The organism is Comamonas sp. Tr-654 (assembly GCF_011752915.1).
Taxonomy (GTDB): Bacteria; Pseudomonadota; Gammaproteobacteria; order Burkholderiales; family Burkholderiaceae_C; genus Comamonas.
In genome coordinates, this window is sequence record NZ_VWWQ01000003.1 from 176,649 (window position 1) to 195,790 (window position 19,142).

The following is a 19,142-nucleotide window of genomic DNA, read 5'->3' on the forward strand; positions in this document are numbered from 1 at the left end:
TCCCAAGATCACAATCCCGACCATACCGCGAGACTGCGTAAACACAGCGTAAAAAAAGAGCCTGATGCAACACTGCACAGGCTCTTGTGTGTTGACCGCGAAACCAGCCTGCGGCCTTTTTTGCCTCACTGGCTCCAAAGTATGAAGCCTGCACAAGGGCTTGTCATCACGACTCGTGTACCTCGCGTGGCTGCACATCGGTCACATCGCCGGTACCGGGCAGAACGCCGCGGCGCCCGCGGGTTTCACGCCCATCCTTCTTGGCATCGGCATTGCCCGACGATTGCGCCATCCACTCGGCTCCCGAGCGGTACACCGTCTGCCAACCGGCAAAAGGACTCATGGCTCCCATGCTCATGGGCACCACGGGCTGGCCCGTGAGTCTGGCCCACAGGGCGCGCACGCCCCAGGCCAGGGCGATGAGGCAGGCCACGGCCATCAGGCACAGGAAGAACACCAGGCCCACCAGCATCAGCATGATGCGGACGGCCCAACGGGTTGCAGTGGCGGCGAAATCGTTCAAAGCAATACCTCTTTCTAGGGTTCGGGGCCTCAGGCAGTGCCTGCGGACTCGAACCGGAACACCCCGGGATCATTCACCGGGTCGACTGTCACAGCTATCGTACTCTTGGGCGGGAACTTTCCCTCAAGTAACAACTTGGACAGCGGGTTTTCAATACGCTGCTGTATGGCGCGCTTGAGCGGACGGGCACCGAACACGGGATCGAAGCCCACCTTGGCCAGCTCGGCCAGGGCCTGCTCGGACACCTGCATGCTCAGTTCCATCTTCTGCAGACGGCTTTCCAGCAACTTCAGCTGAATCCTGGCAATCGCCTCGATGTTCTTGGCATCCAGTGCATGGAAGACCACGGTTTCATCGATACGGTTCAAGAATTCGGGTCGGAAATGGTTTTTAAGTTCCCCCCAGACCGCTTCCTTCACATCATCGGCATCCTCGCCAACCATGGCCTGTATCAAATGCGAGCCGATATTGCTGGTCATCACGATCACTGTGTTCTTGAAGTCCACCGTGCGACCCTGGCCGTCGGTCAATCGACCATCGTCCAGAACCTGCAGCAACACATTGAAGACATCGGGGTGGGCTTTTTCCACCTCGTCCAGCAGCAGCACGCTATAGGGCTTGCGGCGCACGGCTTCCGTCAGGTAGCCGCCCTCTTCGTAACCCACATAGCCGGGAGGCGCACCGATCAAGCGTGCCACAGAGTGCTTTTCCATGAACTCACTCATGTCAATGCGCACCAGATGGTCCTCGCTGTCGAACAGGAATCCTGCCAGCGCCTTACACAGCTCGGTCTTGCCCACGCCCGTGGGGCCCAGGAAGAGGAAGGAGCCGGTGGGACGATTGGGGTCTGACAGGCCCGAGCGCGAGCGGCGGATGGCATTGGCCACGGCGCTGATCGCTTCCTCCTGACCCACCACACGCTCGTGCAGCTTGCCCTCCATGTGCAGCAGCTTGTCTTTTTCGCCTTGCATCATCTTGGCCACGGGGATGCCCGTGGCACGGCTCACCACCTCGGCGATCTCTTCGGCTCCGACCTGGGTGCGCAGCAGCTTGTTGGCCGTCGCGCCATCCTGGCCTTCTTCCTTGGCCTGGGCTTCATGCAGCTGCTTTTCGAGTGCGGGCAGCTTGCCGTATTGCAGCTCGGCCACCTTGTTGAAATCGCCCTTGCGCTTGAACTCCTCGATCTGGATGCGCAACTGATCCACTTCCTTGCGGATCTGCTCCGAGCCCAGAGCGCTGGCTTTCTCGGCCTTCCAGATTTCCTCGAGGTCGGCGTACTCGCGCTCCAGACTCTCCAGCTCTTCCTCGATCAGCTGCAGACGCTTTTGCGAAGCCTCGTCCTTTTCGCGCTTCATGGCTTCGCGCTCGATCTTGAGCTGAATCATGCGGCGCTCGAGCTTGTCCATCACCTCGGGCTTGGAGTCCATTTCGATCTTGATCTTGGCCGCAGCCTCGTCGATCAGATCGATGGCCTTGTCAGGCAGAAAACGGTCGGTGATGTAGCGATGGCTCAGCTCCGCAGCGGCAACGATGGCGGGATCGGTGATATCGACGTTGTGATGCGCCTCGTACTTCACCTGCAAGCCGCGCAGAATGGCAATCGTGTCCTCCACCGAAGGCTCGTCCACGATGACCTTCTGGAAGCGCCGCTCCAGCGCGGCATCCTTTTCGATGTATTTGCGGTATTCATCGAGCGTGGTCGCACCCACACAATGCAGCTCGCCACGCGCCAGTGCGGGCTTGAGCATATTGCCGGCGTCCATGGCGCCATCGGCCTTGCCGGCGCCCACCATGGTGTGGATCTCGTCGATAAAAAGAATGATGCGGCCTTCATCCTGTGCGATTTCCTTGAGCACGGATTTGAGGCGCTCCTCGAAGTCGCCGCGGTACTTGGCACCAGCCAGCAGACCAGCCATGTCCAGCGACAGCACGCGCTTGTTCTGCAGGCTCTCGGGCACCTCGCCGGCCACGATGCGCTGGGCCAGGCCTTCGACGATGGCGGTCTTGCCCACGCCGGGCTCGCCGATGAGCACAGGGTTGTTCTTGCTTCGGCGCTGCAGCACCTGGATGGCGCGGCGGATTTCATCGTCGCGGCCGATCACCGGGTCCAGCTTGCCGCTGCGGGCACGCTCGGTCAGGTCCAGTGTGTATTTCTTGAGCGCTTCGCGCTGGCCTTCGGCTTCTGCACTGTCCACGTTCTGACCTCCTCGCACGGCATTGATGGCCGCTTCCAGGCTGGACTTGCTCACGCCGCTTTGCTTGAGCAAGGCACCGGCACGCGTGGCCGAGCCTGCGGCATCGGCCAGCGCCAGCAGAAACAGCTCGCTGGCGATGAACTGGTCACCGCGCTTGAGGGCTTCTTTCTCCGAGGCCTGCAACAGGCGGGCCAACTCCGAACCGACCTGCACATCGCCTTGCTGCTGCACGCGCGGCAGATCGGCCATGGCCTGTTCCGCCAGGTTCTTGAGTTGTTGCACATTGCCGCCGGCGCGCTGCAGCAATGCACGCGGGCCGTCGTCCTGGCGCAGCATGGCTACCAGCAGGTGCAGAGGGTCGATGGTGGATTGATCAGCACCGAGCGCCAGGGACTGCGCGTCGGCCAAGGCTTCTTGGAATTTGGTCGTCAGTTTGTCAATTCGCATGGTTTGTCGCTTTCGCTCCAATCAGATTCATTGCCATTTATCTGATAGTCAAACAGGGGGTTTCAAGACCCTAATGCGTAAAAAAACAGCAAAAGGCAGATCTACACCCACCCTGCTTGCGGTATATCAAGTCAAGCATCGCGCCAGCTGCGGGCCAGCTGCGTAGGAGTAAGCCCATAGTGCTTGCGAAAGCTGCGCAGCAAATGGCTGGCATTGGCAAACCCCGTTTCGGCGGCCAGCCATTCCAGCTGCGGCATGCGCCCCCTGGCACTGCCTGCGCTGCCTTGCAGGCGGGCGCAGACTTGCTGCAGACGTCGCTGCATGACCCAGTCATGCACGGTGCAACCCATGCTTTGATGGAACATGCGGGCAAAGTGATATTCGGACAAGGCCACGACCTGCGCCAGCGCGGGCAAGCTCAGGGCTTTGCTGTCGGCCAGATGGGCATCCACATAGTCAAGCACCTTGCGCCGGGCCGTGGATGACAGGCCACCCAGCGGTTTCAGCAGCTTGTGCCGCTGCCAGGGCGCCGCCGACTGCAGCACTAGCCGGTCCAGCACTTGCTGGCTCAGGCAGTCCGCCTGCCATATGTCGTGAGCCCCACTCCAGTCCATTCGCCACAGCGACTGTGCCCATTGCGCATAGATCGGGTCTTGGGAATAAATCTGCGGTGTCAGCGTAATGCTGCGCGGCTCGGCATCCAGCAGGCGCACCACACGGTCGGCCCAGGCAATATCCGAGACATACAGGTGCAGAAACTGCACAGGCTCGCGCACCAGCCAGTGCGATTCATGCTCGGCCGGGAAAACGCAAAAGCGCCCTGCTTCGCCTCGGGCCAGTGCATCGTCCTTGAGTTGCGATCCCTGACCTCCGGCCAGATAGACAGACAACGTGTGATGCCCTTGCTGACGGTAGTGCACCTCATCATCGTGATTGGCCCAGATTGCCAATTCCAGCGACTGGCTCAAACCCGCTCTGCGCCTGTTCTCGGCGCGTGACCGAGCCAGCACATGACTCAGATGCGAAGGGGCGGATACAGCGCTGGCGGGCATGCCTGCATTGTGACGCCAGCCATCTGGCCGCGCTTGCTGCAACGCCACAAAACCGCAGGAATGTGCAATGCAGAGCCAATCCAGGCGCGCAAGATCTGGCTCTTCCAAGCACCAAGACTTGCCATGCTTTTACCTATTTATGCCCTGGTCGTGCTGATCTGGGGCTCCACCTGGATCGCTCTCAAGATGCAACTGGGCAGCGTACCCGTAGAGCTGTCCATCGCCTACCGGTTTGGTCTTGCCTCCCTGGTGCTTTTTGCCTGGCTGCTGCTGACCCGCCAGTGGCGCGTCCCCCGCGGCGCAGCCATTCCACGCGTACTGGGCCAGGGGCTATGCCTGTTCAGCCTGAACTTTGTCTGCTTCATGCACGCCAGCGAGACCCTGACCAGCGGTCTGGCTGCCGTGGTGTTTTCCAGTGCCAGCATCTGGAATGCATTTCTGGCGCGAGTCATCCATGGTCGCAGGCTTGCGCCCAATGTGCTTGCGGGCAGCGCTCTGGGCCTGACGGGTCTGGTGATTCTGTTCTGGCCGGAGCTGCAACAGGGTCAGCACGCCAGCTGGCAAGGTCTGTTGTGGGCGCTGGGTGGAACGCTGTGCTTTTCCTGCGGGAACATGCTTTCTGCATCGCTTCAGGGCCTGGGCTACAAGCCACTGCACACCAATGCCTGGGGCATGCTGGCCGGCACGCTGCTGCTGCTGACGTATGCGCTGATCGCCGGTCTGCCCTGGCACTTTGACACCAGCCCGCAATATACAGGCGCGCTGCTGTATCTGGCCATTCCCGGCTCGGTGATTGCCTTTACCGCCTACCTCACACTGGTGGGCCGACTGGGCCCCGAAAAAGCCGCCTATGCCACAGTGCTGTTTCCCATTGTGGCACTCAATATCTCGGCTCTGTTCGAAGGCTACCAGTGGACTGCCGCCGGCATGCTGGGCCTGATCCTGGTGATGGCTGGCAATGTCCTGGTCTTCAAGCCACCCCGCTGGCTGCAGCCGAGCGGTCTACAAAAAGCATAGCATCTACCGCTCTTATGTATTTAGTTTCAGATGATTTTTCTTCTGAAACTCAATGAGTAAATGCGTAAGCAGCTATCAATTCATAGAATTATTGCCATCGTGCCAATGCCTGCTCATCGCTGACACGCGCATCCACCCAGCGAGCGCCCTGCCCGGTCTGCTCTTTCTTCCAGAACGGCGCTTCGGACTTCAGATAGTCCATGATGTATTCGCAGGCCTCGAAGGATTTGCCGCGGTGAGCGCTGGTCACGGCCACCAGCACGATCTGGTCCATGGGCTGCAGCAGGCCGATACGGTGAATCACACGCGCGCCATAGATGCCAAAGCGCGCCACGGCCTTGTCGATGATGGCCTCGATCGACTTCTCGGTCATGCCGGGGTAATGCTCGAGCTCCATGCTGGAGACGGCATCGCCCTCGTTGCGGTCGCGTACCGTGCCGACAAAGCTGCAGACCGCGCCCACGCGCGCATCGCCGACGCGCAAGGCGGCAATCTCGGCCGAAAGGTCAAAGTCCTGGGTCTGAATGGATACACGTGCTGCAGTCATGCATGCATTGTCGCAGGCCAGCATGGGCATGTCTGGCGCATTAGCATTGCGCCATGGCCACACAAACCATCAATCTGCCGGAGTACACGCTGTACCCCTCTCCGCGCAACGAGCATCGGATGATTTTCGAGTTCCAGCTCTTTGTGCCCTATCCCTATGAGCTGATCCATCTGCCCGACTACAACTTCAAGGGCAAGGCCACGCTATTTGCCGCCCACCGCAAGCGCGACAACAAATCGGGCCAGCTCATTACCTGCGAGCTGGCCGTGGACATCGAGCGTTTCGAGCGCCTGTTCGAGCCAAGCTAAGCCATGGACGACACCAGCCAGATTCAGCCGCCGCCCAGCTTTGCCGAGCTGTTTCGCACTCGCAGCGGCAAGCTGTCCGCCCCGATTGCCGAGGTCGTCGCACGCTATGAGCTGTGCGAAGACCTGGCAAGTCATCTGACCGAGCAGGCACAGACGCTTTATCACTCGGGCAATTCCTCCGAAGAGCAGGTACTGCTGGGCATGCATGCGGGCCTGGCCGCGGAGGGCTCGGTCGTCACAGCGCTTGAAGCGGGCTGGATCATGCAGCGCCTGGCCGAGCTGCTGGAATGGCGTGCACCGCAGTTTCCCACTCCTGCAGACCCGGCCTGAAAGCCCGGACAGAACCGGTTTCAGCGCTTTCAGACCAGCATTTTCCGCTTCAAACTCCAGAGCTAGATCAGAAGGCTCCGGCAGGCGCATGCAGACGCTGCCAGGCCAAGGCCCGCCAAGCAGACGTTCCATAGGCGGCGACCAGATCGCGCCCAATGACGGCCCAGGCCGGATCGACCGGGTTCAAGCCCAAGGCCTCGATGAACGGCGCTTGCACGATGAAGCACTGGCGCCGATAAGGCAGCAAAAAACCGTCCGCCTGCTGTGCAAGCACACTGCGCGCCTGTGCATGCTCGCTGAACCAGATGTGCAGAAGAATGCCGCTACGCGGCACATGCCAGAAGCTGCCCATGTCGTCTCCCGGTGCCGCCAGCGCTCCCAGCACCCGGCGCGCCTGCTCCCAGCCGGCAAAGCCGACCTCGCGCGCCGCCTGATGCAAGTGGTCGCGCAAGGTGGCCGAGCCCGCAGCCCCATCGCGCCGCCCACGGCTCAAACGCACGCGGGCACGCACCTTGATCTCGTCGACCATGGCCTGCGGCGACAGGAATCCGGAAACAGAACTTGCCCCCATGGCCAGACCCGACGGGTCAATAGCGCCAGCACCAGCAGGCAGCGCTTGGCCTGAACTCATGGCATTCACGGTTTCGCTGCTCATGGCTGCACCCCTTGCAGCTCTTGCTGCCACAGAGACAGCAGGGCCTGAAGTTCGGCGTCATAGTCGAACAAGGGGTCGTCGCGCTCCTTCACACGGTCCAATACTTCAAAACGGAATGCCTGTGCGCCATGGCGGGCCCAGGCCTGGGCCAGCGCCGCATCGCGCCGGGAGCCATTATTCAGCTCGAACCGCAGGCGGTTGAGTATTGCGTCCACATTGCGGCTGGCACCCAGGCGCAACAAGTCGGCGGCATCACAGCGCACCGCGTAGATACCCATGGCGGGAAACGCCTGTTTGTAGTCCCGCGTCAGCGCGCGCCGCGCCTGGGGATGGAGAGATGAAGTCATGACAGTGCTCCAGGTTGCATCGGAGCCTCCCGCGCTGGGCCCTTAGAACAACCATGGTCTGGCAAAACATCGAATCGAGCGTGAACACGCTGCCGAAAGCAAGGGTGAGAGCCTCTTGTGCGGGCAGGCGCCCCTTTGCACCTGTGAGCCGCGATTCTAGTGCAAGCGCCTCAGGCCTGCTTGGGCGTCAGGTGCTCGGCCAACTGCTCGACCAGCTTTCGCCCGAAAGCCACATCAGGCTGCAGACCATAGAGAATGCGATAGACGATGGGTGCCACCAGTTGATCCAGCATGGTGTCCACATCGGGACCTGACTCGCCACGCGTCCCGGCCCGACTCAGCACAATGCCAAGCTGGTCGCGGATGATGTCCACGCAGGCACAGGTGACCTGATCTTCCTGGGTTGCCACCAAGGTATCGCGCAGCAAGGTGCGCCCCAGAGGCGAGCCCATTTCCTCAATGTATTGCTCGGTCCAGGCCTGCAGATCGCCATGCAGGCTGCCCGTGTCCGCAGGCTCGGCAATGGGACGGATGCGCTCCAGCGCCACATCGGCCAGCAGCTGCGGCAGATCGCCCCAGCGGCGGTACAGCGTGGAAGGCGTCACGCCGGCTTGAGTGGCGATCAGGGGAAAGGTGAGCTCCTCGCGCGGCATGCGCTCCAGCAGTTTTCTCACCGCCTGATGCACGCTGGCCTGTACGCGGGAACTGCGCCCGCCAGGCCGGGATTGGACTGGGTCTTTTGCAATCATGGTCATTAAAGCTAAATATTTGCGTTAATGAGAAATTAACGCAGAATACGCAAACGCAAAAATTTTGCTTTTATGGTAGCGGAGCCAGCTTTCCCATGTCCACATCCTCTGTATCCCTGACTGCGGTATCCAGCACCCGCAATATGGCTGCTGTCGCTCTGACCCTGGCCAGTTTTCTGGCGGCATCCAGCGCGCCCACGCCCTTGTATCGCCTCTACCAACAGGCCTGGGGCTTTTCGTCGGGCATGCTGACCCTGATCTTCGCGGTCTACGCCTTCAGCCTGCTCGTCGCCCTGCTCACCATGGGCGCACTGTCCGATTACCTGGGCCGACGCCCCGTCATTCTTGCCGCCCTGGGACTGGAAGCAGTCTCCATGCTGATGTTTGCCCATGCACAGGATGCGCAGGCCCTGCTCTGGTCTCGCGTGGTGCAGGGCTTTGCCACCGGCATGGCCAGTGCGGCTCTGGGCGCGGCCCTGCTCGATATGGACCGCGAACGTGGTGCGCTGATCAACACGCTGTCTCCCATGATCGGCATGGCAGCCGGCGTGTTCGGCGCCAACCAGTTGGCCAGCCACGGCCATGACGGACTGCACCAGATCTACTGGTGGCTGCTACTGGTCTTTGCGGCATCGGCCTGGGCCATTGCCGTGATGCCTGAAACCGTCAGCCGCCGCAGCGGAGCCCTGGCCTCCATGCGCCCTCGCATCCGCCTTCCCGCGCATATCCGCCCGGCCTTCCTGCGCATGGCGCCGCTGGATATCGCCGCCTGGGCGCTGGCTGGCTTTTATCTGTCGCTAGGCCCGACCCTGCTGCGGGTGATCACCGGCTCCACCCTCATGGCAGGCCTGGCGGTGTGCATCAACACCCTGAGCGCGGCAGCAGCCATCTGGCTGCTGCGCCACTGGACGGCACAACGCATGCTGCGCTTTGGCGGCTCGATGCTGCCGCTGGGCATCGTGATACTGCTGCTGGGCGTGGCCAGCCACAGCCTGACGCTGATGGTGGCCGCCTCCGTCATTGCCGGCGCGGGCTTTGGTGTGGGCTTTCAGGGCGCACTGCGCAGCGTGCTGCCGCTGGCCGAGCCGCATGAACGCGGCGGCCTGCTGTCCACCATCTATGTGCTGAGCTATCTGGCCTTCAGCCTGCCTGCCATCGCGGCAGGCCTGCTGACCCAGAGCCTGGGGCTGGTGCCCACCACCTATGGCTATGGTCTGATGCTGATCGTGCTGGGCTTGCTGGCACTGGCAGCCACAAGGCAGCAAGCAGTCGTGCGGCAGGCCGCCTGAACCCCGAGCTGTCGCCTGCGCGCCGCGTGGCCTGACAGCCTCTTTGCTGCCCCATCAAAAAAGCCGTGCAGCAGACGCCGCACGGCTGGGGGATCGGTCTGACGGCTTCAGGCCTGGGCCGAGTCGGCAGCCTTCCAGTCCGCATAGCGGTTCAGAATACGCTGCACCTGACCATGGGTCCACTCGCCGCCCTTGGCCGCCGCAATGCCCCTTGCATTGAGTTCGGCCGCCATGGCGCGGTGGGTCAGTCCTAGTTCCTGCAAAGCGGCAAACAGCGCTTCATGCTGCCTGGCAAAGGCATCGGCCGCCGATTTGCGCTTTTCCACCGTGGCGCGGATATTGGCCGCGCCGGCCGTGCCTAGCTTGACACCGCGCTCACGCGCTTCGGCCAACGCCTTGCGGGTGCGGGCGCTGATCTCGGGATTGACTTCGGGCGTGGACGACTCGGCGGTTTCGGTCATGGCATTAGAGATGGGTATATGACTCAGGGACTGACCCCGCAACCATGGCGGGAGCAGCACAGCAGCGGTGTGCGCGGCAACAAGCGGCAAGGCTCATCAGCCGCCCGTCACAGGCGGGAAAAACGCCACTTCGTCGCCATTGCTGAGCACGGCATCTGCATCACAGATATCCTGGTTCAGCGCCATGCGCACAGCCTTGCCGGCAGCCAGCGCCTGGGCAGCCGCATCGCTGCGGCTCATCAGTTGCTCGCGCAATGCTCCCACGGTGGCTGCCGGAGTCTGCAGGCTTTCGCTGCCCGTGCCCAGGGCCTCCCGAATCGAGGCGAAATATCGAATCGTAACGGTCTTCATCTCCAACTCCATCAGGCCATGAGTTCGGCAAACGGGATAAAGCGCACGCTGTCTCCCATGGCAATCGTGGTACCAGCGGGATTGTCCACCACACCGTCGCCCCAGGCCGTGGAAGTCAACACCCCCGAACTCTGGTTTCTGAACAACTCCAGCCCACCACGCTCGTTGTAGCGCACCCGCAGAAACTCTCTGCGCTTGTCGCCCTTTGGCCACTCGAAATCGGCGCGCGCCTCTAAGGATCGCGGCAGCACGTTCTCAACGCCCTGCAGACGCAGCAGGAAGGGACGCACCAGCACCTGGAAGGTGACAAAGCTGGAGACCGGGTTGCCCGGCAGCCCGATGAAATGCGCAAAGCCCGTGCCGGACTCGCGATTGACGCGGCCATAGGCAAAAGGCTTGCCGGGCTTGATGTTGATCTGCCAGAGATCCAGCTGCCCCAGCTCCTGCACCGCAGGCTTGATATGGTCTTCCTCGCCCACGGAGACGCCGCCGCTGGTGACGATCACGTCGTGGTCCATGGCGGCATCGGCCAGTGCGGCAATCGTGGCCTCGCGGTCGTCGGGAACAATGCCCAGATCCGTGACCTCGCAGCCCATACGCAGCAGCAATGCACGCAGGAAGAAGCGGTTGCTGTTGTAGATGCTGCCCGCCGGCATGTCCTGCGGAGCGACGGTGCCGGGCATGACCAATTCATCGCCGGTGGAAAACAAGGCCACCCGCGGCTTGCGTGCCACCTGCAGGCTGGCAAAGCCCATGCTGGCGGCCAGACCCAGGTGGGCCGGCGTGAGACGGGTGCCGGCCTCGATCACGGTCGCGCCCTGCCTGATATCTTCGCCAGCACGGCGAATCCACTGGCCGGCACGGGGCTCGGCCTTGATGCGCACACGGCCATCCTCAAGCAGCTCGCAATCTTCCTGCATGACGATGGCGTCGGCCCCGGCCGGCACGGGCGCGCCCGTGAAGATGCGGGCGACGGAGCCTGCAACCAGGGCCTCAGGCGAGGTGCCTGCGGGAATGCGCTGCGACACCGGCAGCACCGCCGTGCCGCCCGCGCATTCGGCGCTGCGCACTGCATAACCGTCCATCGCCGAATTGTCCTGAGGCGGCACCTGCAGCGGCGAGACGGCGGCCTGCAGCAGCACGCGGCCATCGGCATCGAAGGTGTCCACCAGCTGTGCGCCGGCCTGGTGCCAGGCATGGGCCAGCAGCTCTTGCAGGGCCTCGTCCAGAGGCTTGAGCGGCTTGCGAGGCGTCTGTGATGCTTGCATTGCTGTGTCTTTCCTTAGTTCTTGTATTGCAGAGAATCCGAATGCGCCAGCAGCCATTGCAGCACAAGCTGGGGCTGGTTCAGGTCCAGCACGGGCTGGTGAGGCGTTTGCGGCAGATCCCGGGCAGCGTCAGTGGCCACGGCCAGCACCCGGGAGTCGTGGGCAAACAGCGGCTCCAGGCTTTTGCCCTTGTCCAGCCTGTCCTGCTGCAACCGCCAGACCTCGATCTTGGGCAGCTCGCCATGCTTGAAGCCTTCGACCAGCACCCAATCCACGCTGGGGTCCAGCTGCGCCAGCATGTCGTGCACGCTGGGCTGCGCAGGCTGCTCGTATTCGCGCATCAACGCCATGCGCCTGTCGGACGCGAGCAGCACCTCGTAGGCACCGGCCTTGCGGTGGCGCCAGCTGTCCTTGCCTTCGCGATCCACATCAAAGTCATGGTGGGCATGCTTGATGACCGAGACCCGCAGCCCGTGCTGCCTCATCAGCATCACCAGCGCCTCGACCAGGGCCGTCTTGCCCGCGCCAGAATATCCGGCAAAGCCTATGACCTTCATCTTGATTTCAATATACTTTTGATAGCTACCAACGCTTGATGGATAAGCGAATTGCGGCTATTTTATTCAAAGAAAAAAGCACCTGTCGCCAAGCTACAGGTGCTTTTCAAGCTTAACGCCGCAAGGCTTTATTTGCAGTTTTCGGCAATAAAGGCCTTGACCTGGTCCGCATCGGAAGCCATGACGACCACGCGCTTGGGCAGGTCTTCGATGCCATTGAACTTGGCGGGACGGTCGGGCTGGCGGCCCAATGCCTCTTCGATCGTCGCGGCAAACTTGATGGGCAGAGCGGTTTCCAGCACCAGCATGGGCTCGGTGCCCAGATGCTCGCGCGCCACCTTCACGCCGTCGGCGGTATGGGTGTCGATCATCTGATCGAAGCGCTCGAAGGTGTCCTTGATGGTGGCCAGACGGTCGGCGTGCGTGCTCTTGCCGCTCACAAAACCGTACTTGCCGGCCGCATCCTTGAAAGCGGGATCTGTGCTCAGATCGAACTTGCCCGCCTTAGCCACGCCTTCGGCGAACAGCTGCCTGGTGCGCACGCCGTCGCGGCCCACCAGGTCGAACACAAAGCGCTCGAAATTGCTGGCCTTGGAGATGTCCATCGAGGGGCTGGAGGTCTCGTAAGTGTTGGCCGAGCCACGCACCTGGTAGACGCCAGTGCGGAAGAACTCGTCCAACACATCGTTTTCGTTGGTGGCCACGACCAGCTTGGCAATCGGCAGACCCATCTGGCGCGCCACATGGCCTGCACAGATATTGCCGAAGTTGCCCGAAGGCACGGTGAAGCTCACCTTTTGGTCATTGGAGCGGGTGGCCTGCAGATAGCCGGCAAAGTAGTAGACCACCTGGGCCAGCAGACGTGCCCAGTTGATGGAGTTGACAGTACCAATCTTGTACTGGGCCTTGAAGGCGTGGTCGTTGGAGACGGCCTTGACGATGTCCTGGCAGTCGTCGAACACACCTTCGATGGCGATGTTGTGGATGTTCTCGTCCTGCAGGCTGAACATCTGCGCCTGCTGGAAGGGGCTCATGCGGCCGTGGGGGCTGGTCATGAAGACGCGCACGCCCTTCTTGCCGCGCATGGCGTACTCGGCCGCACTGCCGGTATCCCCGCTGGTGGCACCCAGGATATTCAGTTCCTCGTTGCGGCGGGCCAGTTCGTACTCGAACAGATTGCCCAGCAGCTGCATGGCCATGTCCTTGAAGGCCAGCGTGGGGCCGTTGGACAGGGCTTCGATGTGCAGCACGCCGTCGAGCTGACGCACGGGCACGATGGCGTCGCTGCCAAAGACTTCCTTGGTATAGGTCTTGGCGCACAGGGCGCGCAGATCTTCGGCAGGAATGTCGTCGATATAGAGCGACAGAATCTCGAAGGCCAGAGCTGCATAGCCCTTGGCTACCAGCGTCTCGCGCAACTGGCTCAGCTTGGCATCGTCAATCTGGGGGTACTCGACGGGTAGGTACAGGCCGCCATCGGGAGCCAGACCTTCGAGCAAAATGTCGCAAAAACGCTTGCGGTCAGCATGGCCGCGGGTGGACAGATACAGCATCTCAAACTCGCCAAAAACTAAAATTCGGAACCGGCAGCCAAACGGACAGAAGTCGTGCCGCCAAGCTGACCATTATCGGTCAGCAAGCCCGATCTGACTGCGCGCGAATGCAGAGACCGGCCAACGCCATTGCCTCATATCGCGCTGAACGGGGACTCATGGCTGGAAATAGCGCTGCGCCCCCGGCTTGATATAGGGCTTCAACTCCTTGAACGGGACACTGACGCCGCTGCCCAGGCACACCCCCATGGCATGGCCTATGCCTGAGATCACAAAACTCATCTTGTCGGGCTTGTCAAACATCAGCGCCATGTACTGAGGCAGCAGCTCGGTGCAATCCTTGTCATCCTCGGAATACCGGCTCACAGCCTTGCTCAGAAAACGCGACAGCCGATCACCGTATTCCAGCTTGTACTCGCCATATTTCACGCCCTTGAGCAGGCGGGTGAAGTCCATATAGCCGCCCCGCAGCAAGTCCAGCACAAAGGGGTCGTAATGATTGTTGGGGTGCGCGCCGCCGCAACCGGTTGACCCCGACTCCACCACACTCATCAAGGCGCTTGAGAGGTAGGTCACCTTGATCGACTCGTTATTGAAGTCCCCCAGCGAGCCTGCCGCCGGGCCAGCGTTCTGATAGATCGAGCCCACACAGGCCAGCGCCTCCAGGCTCATGCCCCAGTGGCGCTGCTCCAGAACGGTATTGGTCTGCGCCAGAATTTTGCTATCCGGATGACGCGTGAGGCGCGGATACCAGAACTGGGTACGCGCATCGCGCACCGGCCTCCAGGCCAGAGTGGGGCTGACCACCACTTCCTTGCCCTGCTCCAGCTTTTGCTCGGCCACTTTCAGATAGTCGTAGGGCGTGGCCTGTGCCGAGATGGCAACGCCCGATGCAATACCACTGCCCTCACCTTGCACAATCGCCAACGTCACGGCCTCCACACCGAATGGCGCTATCTTTTCAGGGTCGTACTGCGCAATATGGGTAAGGGCCAGCGGCAGTTTTTTGCCATGAATATCATCCACCCACTCACCCGCCAAAGCACTGCCTTGCTGGCGCAGTTGCCAGACGATGCGGCGCTGTTGGGAGTCTGTTAGCACGGGAGGCTCGCCACCGCTTTCACGCGCCCAGTCGTTATTCAAAGGACGTGCCTCAGACAGCGCACTCAGCGCGCCCCGGAGCGGAATATCCACTCCATGCCGCAGATAGAAATAGCGCCCCTGGCGCTCACCATCCTCACCCGGCTTGCTCAGCTCCATCACCACCGCCGAGCCGCCCAGCGTGCCACGATAGACATCGACGGGCGCCGCTTGCGCACCCGCTGCCACCCAAAGCAAAAAGGCTGGCGCCATAGGGCGCCAGCCTTTGAAGGAGTTTGCAATAGCGACACCGCACTGAACAGGGAATAAACCGGTTTGAGTGCGACGGTACATGCTCAAGTCCTTAGTTCAGCTCTTCCTTGCGGATGCGGGTGATGGGAGCCAGCACCGTGGGCAGCCCCTGGATTTCGGCCAGGGCCTTGTCCATATCGCCCTCGCGCGTGTCGTGCGTGAGAATGATCAGGTCGGTCTGGGTCGAGCCTTCGCCGCCCACTTCGTCGGCTTCGCGCTGCAGCACTGCATCGATGCTGATGCCGGCACCAGCCAGCAGGCCGGTGATCTTGGCCAGCACTCCGGCTTCGTCAGCCACGCGGATGCGCAGGTAGTAGCTGGTCACGACCTCGGCCATGGGCAGCACGGGCAGCTCGCTGCCGGCAGCAGCCAGGCTGCTGCTCTGGAAGGCCAGAGCAGGCACTCGGTGGGCAGGATCGGAGCCGTCCAGACGGGCGATATCGACCAGGTCGGCCACCACGGCGGAAGCGGTGGGCTCGGACCCGGCGCCCTTGCCATAGTACAGCGTGGTGCCCACGGCATCGCCGTTCACCACCACGGCGTTCATCGCACCTTCCACATTGGCGATCAGACGCTTGGAGGGCACCAGCGAGGGGTGCACGCGCAGCTCGATACCCTTGTCCGTGCGCTTGGTGATGCCCAGCAGCTTGATGCGGTAGCCCAGTTGCTCGGCGTAACGGATATCGGCACCGGCCAGCTTGGTGATGCCCTCCACATAGGCCTTGTCGAACTGCACGGGAATGCCGAAGGCAATCGCGCTCATCAGCGTGGCCTTGTGGGCAGCGTCCACACCCTCGATGTCGAAGGTGGGGTCGGCTTCGGCGTAGCCCAGACGCTGTGCTTCCTTGAGCACCACGTCGAAGTCCAGGCCCTTATCGCGCATTTCGGACAGGATGAAGTTGGTCGTGCCGTTGATGATGCCGGCCACCCACTGGATGGAGTTGGCAGTCAGGCCTTCGCGCAAGGCCTTGATGATGGGAATGCCACCGGCCACGGCGGCCTCATAGGCCACCATCACGCCCTTCTCGGCCGCAGCCTTGAAGATTTCCGTGCCGTGCACGGCCAGCAGGGCCTTGTTGGCTGTCACCACATGCTTGCCCGCCGCGATGGCTTCCAGCACCAGGGCCTTGGCAATGCCGTAGCCGCCGATCAGCTCGACCACCACGTCGATATCGGGGTTGGCGATGACTTCACGTGCGTCACCGACCACCTTGACCTTGTCACCCACCACGCTCTTGGCGCGTTCGGTATCCAAGTCGGCGACCATGGTAATTTCAATGCCACGACCCGCACGACGGCGAATCTCGTCTTGATTGCGTTCCAGCACATTGAAAGTACCGCTGCCTACGGTGCCAATGCCCAACAGGCCTACTTGGATGGGTTTCATAAGTTCTAAGGTCAAAAAAGCGCTGAAGCGCTTGAAAATCAAGCGCCATCAGCTATCAAAAAGATGAGTTACGCGGCTTTCTCAGCCTTGGCAGGCTTGAGTGCCTTTTCTGTCGGCACTGCCTTGGGCTTGTCCGTGCCATGGCGCTTGCGGTACTTCTCGAGGAAGGATGCCAGCCGGTTGATGGCCTCGCGCAGATCTGCCTCATGCGGCAGGAACACGATGCGGAAGTGGTCAGGCTCGGGCCAGTTGAAACCCGTGCCCTGCACCAGCATGACCTTGGTTTCCTGCAGTACTTCGAGGAAGAATTCCTGGTCGTCCTGGATGGGGTAGACGGCGGGATCGAGGCGCGGGAACATGTACAGCGCGCCCTGGGGCTTGACGCAGCTCACGCCGGGAATGGCGTTGATCAGCTCCCAGGCCAGATCGCGCTGCACGCGCAGGCGGCCGCCCTCCTGCACCAGAGCATCGATGCTCTGATGACCGCCCAGTGCCGTCTGCACCGCCCATTGGCCGGGCACGTTGGCGCACAGGCGCATGTTGGAGAGCATGTTCAGGCCCTCGATGTAATCCTTGGCGGGCTTTTTGTCGCCCGAGATCACCATCCATCCGGCGCGGTAGCCGCACGAGCGGTAGGCCTTGGAGAGGGAATTGAAGGTGATGGTCAGCACATCGATGGACAGGCTGCCCAGCGGCGTGTGCTTGGCATCCTCGTACAGCACCTTGTCGTAGACCTCGTCCGCGAAAATGACCAGACCATGCTCGCGCGCCAACTCCACGATCTGCAGCAGCAGCTCCTTGGAGTACAGCGCACCCGTGGGGTTGTTGGGGTTGATGACGACGATGCCCTTGGTGCGCGGCGTGATCTTGGCGCGGATGTCGTCCATATTGGGCATCCAGCCATTGGACTCATCGCACATGTAATGCACGGGTGTACCGCCGGACAGGCTGGTGGCAGCCGTCCACAGCGGATAGTCGGGCGCAGGCAGCAGCATCTCGTCGCCGTTGTCCAGCAGCGCGTTGGTGGCCAGGCTGATCAGCTCCGAAGCACCGTTGCCCAGATAGATATCGTCCAGTGTCACGCCCTTGATGCCCTGGCGCTGGGTTTCGTGCATCACGGCCTTGCGCGCCGCGAAGATGCCCTTGCTGTCGGAGTAGCCTGCCGAGTTGGGCAGGTTGCGGATCATGTCCTGCTGCACTTCCTCGGGAGCGTCGAAGCCGAACACGGCCAGATTGCCGATATTGAGCTTGATGATCTTCTGACCGTCGTCCTCCATCTTCTTCGCCGCGTCCATGATCGGCCCGCGGATGTCGTAACAGACGTTTGCTAACTTGGCGGATTTTTGAACGGTTTTCATGCGAATCAATACAAAAGGATTTCAGGCACGCCAGGGCGCATTAAGTGCCATGGTGAAACCTATAATTTAAGCACAGTTCCGCGCTGCAACAATGTCCCCACCCTCTCTGTATGGAGACAGCAGCCATCGCACCCGTCCAGCGCGCCGATTACGCACACTCTCCACCATGAAATTTCATGCAGACAAATCCGATGCGCAAACCATCACCGGCTATGGCCCGGGCTGGATCGCCGTTGACAAGCAAAACCATGAAACCAGCCTGCTGGTCGGAGCCCGCGGCCTGCTGACCGAGTGGAACTGCACCCGTTTCGAAGACCTGACGGCCGAGCATTTCGAGGAACTGGCCAAGCTGGACGCGGAAGTCGTGCTCTTCGGCAGCGGCAGCAAGAACCGCTTTCCGCCTGTGGCCTGGCTCAAGCCGCTGATCGCCAAACGCATCGGCCTGGAGAGCATGGACACTGCATCGGCCTGCCGCACCTATAACGTTCTGGCCAGCGAAGGCCGCAACGTAGTCGCAGCCCTGCTGCTAGCATAGACTTCTGAGCTTACATTGAGAGAAATACGTATTTCAGGGTAAAATCGCAGGTTGCGGTTGGGGGCGATCGATTGATAAAAACAAAAATACCACCGACGCCCTCGGCATTTCAACGAACACACCCGAGAGATACAAGCGCATGGCGATCGTTGTCAACAAACCACTCCCAGAATTTGAAGCCAACGCCACCGGCGGCGTCAAGGTGTCCAACACCTCGCACAACGGCCAAATTCTGATCCTGTATTTCTACCCCAAGGACAACACGCCGGGTTGTACCACGGAAGCAATGCAATTCCGCGATAAGTACAAGGATTTCGTGAAGGCTGGCGCCACCGTGTTCGGCGTGTCGCGCGACAACATGAACTCGCACAACGACTTCAAGGAAAAGCTGGAACTGCCGTTCGAGCTGATTGCCGACACCGAAGAAAAGATGTGCCACATGTTTGGCGTGGTCAAGAACAAGATCATGTACGGCAAGAAGGTCAAGGGCATCGAGCGCTCCACCTTCCTGATCGGCGCAGACGGCATCCTGATGCAGGAATGGCGCGGTCTGAAAGTTCCCGGCCATGTGGACGAAGTTCTCAAGGCCGTCAAAAGCCTGAAGACTCAGGACAAAAAGGTGGCCTAAGCCCCGCCCGGGACCGAAAACCTTGCGATTATCTACACGCAAAGTATTTCAAAGTCTTTAAACAAGGCAAAACAGGAAATACTGCGTTCAGGCCCTCGCGGCCTATGCATAATGGGGCATGCCTCAGTGCTACGTAGTATTCTCTGTTCACCCCACCAAAGCCGCCTCGGTTTCCAGGCGGCTTTGTGCTTTT

General features: G+C 61.3%; 21 protein-coding genes. 6 read left to right on the forward strand and 15 right to left on the reverse strand.

Annotated elements, in window-relative coordinates; all coding sequences use genetic code 11:
• Positions 1 to 166 precede the first annotated feature (166 nt).
• From F3J24_RS10460 to F3J24_RS10470, 3 genes are all read right to left on the reverse strand, one after another.
• Positions 167 to 523: a hypothetical protein gene (locus F3J24_RS10460; RefSeq protein ID WP_003057863.1), complete on the reverse strand. Its 357-nt coding sequence runs from the start codon at positions 521 to 523 to the stop codon at positions 167 to 169.
• Positions 524 to 552: 29 nt separating this feature from the next.
• A complete protein-coding gene (clpB, locus tag F3J24_RS10465; protein WP_003064338.1) occupies positions 553 to 3,165 on the reverse strand; it encodes an ATP-dependent chaperone ClpB in 2,613 nt (870 codons plus the stop codon).
• A 131-nt stretch (positions 3,166 to 3,296) separates the two neighbouring features.
• Positions 3,297 to 4,217 (reverse strand): helix-turn-helix domain-containing protein, encoded by a 921-nt coding sequence (locus F3J24_RS10470; protein WP_167005634.1) that lies wholly within the window; start codon positions 4,215 to 4,217, stop codon positions 3,297 to 3,299.
• 123 nt (positions 4,218 to 4,340) lie between these two features.
• Here F3J24_RS10470 and F3J24_RS10475 point away from each other — a divergent pair, with 123 nt between their 5' ends.
• Positions 4,341 to 5,234 (forward strand): DMT family transporter, encoded by an 894-nt coding sequence (locus F3J24_RS10475; RefSeq protein ID WP_167005637.1) that lies wholly within the window; start codon positions 4,341 to 4,343, stop codon positions 5,232 to 5,234.
• An 88-nt stretch (positions 5,235 to 5,322) separates the two neighbouring features.
• Here F3J24_RS10475 and F3J24_RS10480 read toward each other — a convergent pair whose 3' ends face one another.
• Positions 5,323 to 5,781: a molybdenum cofactor biosynthesis protein MoaE gene (locus F3J24_RS10480; protein ID WP_167005640.1), complete on the reverse strand. Its 459-nt coding sequence runs from the start codon at positions 5,779 to 5,781 to the stop codon at positions 5,323 to 5,325.
• Between the two features lie 53 nt (positions 5,782 to 5,834).
• On the opposite strand from F3J24_RS10480, the gene F3J24_RS10485 reads away from it, so the two are divergent.
• Together F3J24_RS10485 and F3J24_RS10490 are read left to right on the forward strand one after the other, a co-directional pair.
• Complete coding sequence (locus F3J24_RS10485) at positions 5,835 to 6,089, forward strand: hypothetical protein (RefSeq protein WP_003057869.1); 255 nt, start codon at positions 5,835 to 5,837, stop codon at positions 6,087 to 6,089.
• Positions 6,090 to 6,092: 3 nt separating this feature from the next.
• Entirely contained in the window at positions 6,093 to 6,419 is a 327-nt protein-coding gene (locus tag F3J24_RS10490; RefSeq protein WP_167005643.1) for a hypothetical protein, read from the forward strand.
• Positions 6,420 to 6,486: 67 nt separating this feature from the next.
• Here the strand turns inward: F3J24_RS10490 and F3J24_RS10495 are convergent, their stop codons facing one another.
• The 3 genes from F3J24_RS10495 to F3J24_RS10505 all read right to left on the reverse strand — a co-directional run bounded on the left by F3J24_RS10495 (position 6,487) and on the right by F3J24_RS10505 (position 8,170).
• Positions 6,487 to 7,074 (reverse strand): hypothetical protein, encoded by a 588-nt coding sequence (locus F3J24_RS10495; protein ID WP_167005646.1) that lies wholly within the window; start codon positions 7,072 to 7,074, stop codon positions 6,487 to 6,489.
• Positions 7,071 to 7,421 (reverse strand): GIY-YIG nuclease family protein, encoded by a 351-nt coding sequence (locus F3J24_RS10500; RefSeq protein WP_167005649.1) that lies wholly within the window; start codon positions 7,419 to 7,421, stop codon positions 7,071 to 7,073. The genes F3J24_RS10495 and F3J24_RS10500 overlap by 4 nt, the downstream gene beginning before the upstream one ends.
• Positions 7,422 to 7,591: 170 nt before the next feature.
• Positions 7,592 to 8,170, reverse strand: a complete 579-nt coding sequence (locus F3J24_RS10505; protein WP_167005652.1) for a TetR/AcrR family transcriptional regulator — start codon at positions 8,168 to 8,170, stop codon at positions 7,592 to 7,594.
• A 95-nt stretch (positions 8,171 to 8,265) separates the two neighbouring features.
• On the opposite strand from F3J24_RS10505, the gene F3J24_RS10510 reads away from it, so the two are divergent.
• The gene (locus F3J24_RS10510) at positions 8,266 to 9,459 is read left to right on the forward strand and encodes an MFS transporter (protein ID WP_167005655.1); all 1,194 of its coding nucleotides are present in this window, start codon (positions 8,266 to 8,268) and stop codon (positions 9,457 to 9,459) included.
• A 107-nt stretch (positions 9,460 to 9,566) separates the two neighbouring features.
• Here the strand turns inward: F3J24_RS10510 and F3J24_RS10515 are convergent, their stop codons facing one another.
• The 8 genes from F3J24_RS10515 to F3J24_RS10550 all read right to left on the reverse strand — a co-directional run bounded on the left by F3J24_RS10515 (position 9,567) and on the right by F3J24_RS10550 (position 17,786).
• Positions 9,567 to 9,920, reverse strand: a complete 354-nt coding sequence (locus F3J24_RS10515) for a recombinase family protein (protein WP_167005659.1) — start codon at positions 9,918 to 9,920, stop codon at positions 9,567 to 9,569.
• A 96-nt stretch (positions 9,921 to 10,016) separates the two neighbouring features.
• A complete protein-coding gene (gene moaD / locus F3J24_RS10520) occupies positions 10,017 to 10,271 on the reverse strand; it encodes a molybdopterin converting factor subunit 1 (RefSeq protein ID WP_039049984.1) in 255 nt (84 codons plus the stop codon).
• Between the two features lie 11 nt (positions 10,272 to 10,282).
• Positions 10,283 to 11,539: a gephyrin-like molybdotransferase Glp gene (gene glp / locus F3J24_RS10525; RefSeq protein ID WP_167005662.1), complete on the reverse strand. Its 1,257-nt coding sequence runs from the start codon at positions 11,537 to 11,539 to the stop codon at positions 10,283 to 10,285.
• Positions 11,540 to 11,553: 14 nt separating this feature from the next.
• The gene (mobB, locus tag F3J24_RS10530; RefSeq protein ID WP_167005665.1) at positions 11,554 to 12,096 is read right to left on the reverse strand and encodes a molybdopterin-guanine dinucleotide biosynthesis protein B; all 543 of its coding nucleotides are present in this window, start codon (positions 12,094 to 12,096) and stop codon (positions 11,554 to 11,556) included.
• A 128-nt stretch (positions 12,097 to 12,224) separates the two neighbouring features.
• Entirely contained in the window at positions 12,225 to 13,649 is a 1,425-nt protein-coding gene (gene thrC, locus F3J24_RS10535) for a threonine synthase (RefSeq protein ID WP_167005668.1), read from the reverse strand.
• A 156-nt stretch (positions 13,650 to 13,805) separates the two neighbouring features.
• Positions 13,806 to 15,002: a hypothetical protein gene (locus tag F3J24_RS10540; protein ID WP_167005671.1), complete on the reverse strand. Its 1,197-nt coding sequence runs from the start codon at positions 15,000 to 15,002 to the stop codon at positions 13,806 to 13,808.
• Positions 15,003 to 15,093: 91 nt separating this feature from the next.
• Entirely contained in the window at positions 15,094 to 16,428 is a 1,335-nt protein-coding gene (locus F3J24_RS10545; protein ID WP_167005674.1) for a homoserine dehydrogenase, read from the reverse strand.
• Between the two features lie 68 nt (positions 16,429 to 16,496).
• Positions 16,497 to 17,786, reverse strand: coding sequence for a pyridoxal phosphate-dependent aminotransferase (locus F3J24_RS10550; protein ID WP_167005677.1), 1,290 nt, complete (start codon positions 17,784 to 17,786; stop codon positions 16,497 to 16,499).
• 166 nt (positions 17,787 to 17,952) lie between these two features.
• On the opposite strand from F3J24_RS10550, the gene F3J24_RS10555 reads away from it, so the two are divergent.
• Positions 17,953 to 18,321, forward strand: coding sequence for an Mth938-like domain-containing protein (locus tag F3J24_RS10555; RefSeq protein WP_003057904.1), 369 nt, complete (start codon positions 17,953 to 17,955; stop codon positions 18,319 to 18,321).
• 139 nt (positions 18,322 to 18,460) lie between these two features.
• Positions 18,461 to 18,949 (forward strand): peroxiredoxin, encoded by a 489-nt coding sequence (locus F3J24_RS10560; protein WP_003057908.1) that lies wholly within the window; start codon positions 18,461 to 18,463, stop codon positions 18,947 to 18,949.
• Positions 18,950 to 19,142: the final 193 nt, after the last annotated feature.

Bases quoted from the DNA above. Each gene is read 5' to 3' on its own strand.
- F3J24_RS10470 (WP_167005634.1), bottom strand. From the start codon at position 4,217: ATGCCCGCCAGCGCTGTATCCGCCCCTTCGCATCTGAGTCATGTGCTG.
- F3J24_RS10495 (WP_167005646.1), bottom strand. From the start codon at position 7,074: ATGAGCAGCGAAACCGTGAATGCCATGAGTTCAGGCCAAGCGCTGCCT.
- clpB (WP_003064338.1), bottom strand. From the start codon at position 3,165: ATGCGAATTGACAAACTGACGACCAAATTCCAAGAAGCCTTGGCCGAC.
- F3J24_RS10505 (WP_167005652.1), bottom strand. From the start codon at position 8,170: ATGATTGCAAAAGACCCAGTCCAATCCCGGCCTGGCGGGCGCAGTTCC.
- moaD (WP_039049984.1), bottom strand. From the start codon at position 10,271: ATGAAGACCGTTACGATTCGATATTTCGCCTCGATTCGGGAGGCCCTG.
- F3J24_RS10485 (WP_003057869.1), top strand. From the start codon at position 5,835: ATGGCCACACAAACCATCAATCTGCCGGAGTACACGCTGTACCCCTCT.
- F3J24_RS10540 (WP_167005671.1), bottom strand. From the start codon at position 15,002: ATGGCGCCAGCCTTTTTGCTTTGGGTGGCAGCGGGTGCGCAAGCGGCG.
- F3J24_RS10555 (WP_003057904.1), top strand. From the start codon at position 17,953: ATGAAATTTCATGCAGACAAATCCGATGCGCAAACCATCACCGGCTAT.
- thrC (WP_167005668.1), bottom strand. From the start codon at position 13,649: ATGCTGTATCTGTCCACCCGCGGCCATGCTGACCGCAAGCGTTTTTGC.
- F3J24_RS10515 (WP_167005659.1), bottom strand. From the start codon at position 9,920: ATGACCGAAACCGCCGAGTCGTCCACGCCCGAAGTCAATCCCGAGATC.
- F3J24_RS10560 (WP_003057908.1), top strand. From the start codon at position 18,461: ATGGCGATCGTTGTCAACAAACCACTCCCAGAATTTGAAGCCAACGCC.
- glp (WP_167005662.1), bottom strand. From the start codon at position 11,539: ATGCAAGCATCACAGACGCCTCGCAAGCCGCTCAAGCCTCTGGACGAG.
- F3J24_RS10500 (WP_167005649.1), bottom strand. From the start codon at position 7,421: ATGACTTCATCTCTCCATCCCCAGGCGCGGCGCGCGCTGACGCGGGAC.
- F3J24_RS10480 (WP_167005640.1), bottom strand. From the start codon at position 5,781: ATGACTGCAGCACGTGTATCCATTCAGACCCAGGACTTTGACCTTTCG.
- mobB (WP_167005665.1), bottom strand. From the start codon at position 12,096: ATGAAGGTCATAGGCTTTGCCGGATATTCTGGCGCGGGCAAGACGGCC.
- F3J24_RS10490 (WP_167005643.1), top strand. From the start codon at position 6,093: ATGGACGACACCAGCCAGATTCAGCCGCCGCCCAGCTTTGCCGAGCTG.
- F3J24_RS10510 (WP_167005655.1), top strand. From the start codon at position 8,266: ATGTCCACATCCTCTGTATCCCTGACTGCGGTATCCAGCACCCGCAAT.
- F3J24_RS10475 (WP_167005637.1), top strand. From the start codon at position 4,341: ATGCTTTTACCTATTTATGCCCTGGTCGTGCTGATCTGGGGCTCCACC.
- F3J24_RS10550 (WP_167005677.1), bottom strand. From the start codon at position 17,786: ATGAAAACCGTTCAAAAATCCGCCAAGTTAGCAAACGTCTGTTACGAC.
- F3J24_RS10545 (WP_167005674.1), bottom strand. From the start codon at position 16,428: ATGAAACCCATCCAAGTAGGCCTGTTGGGCATTGGCACCGTAGGCAGC.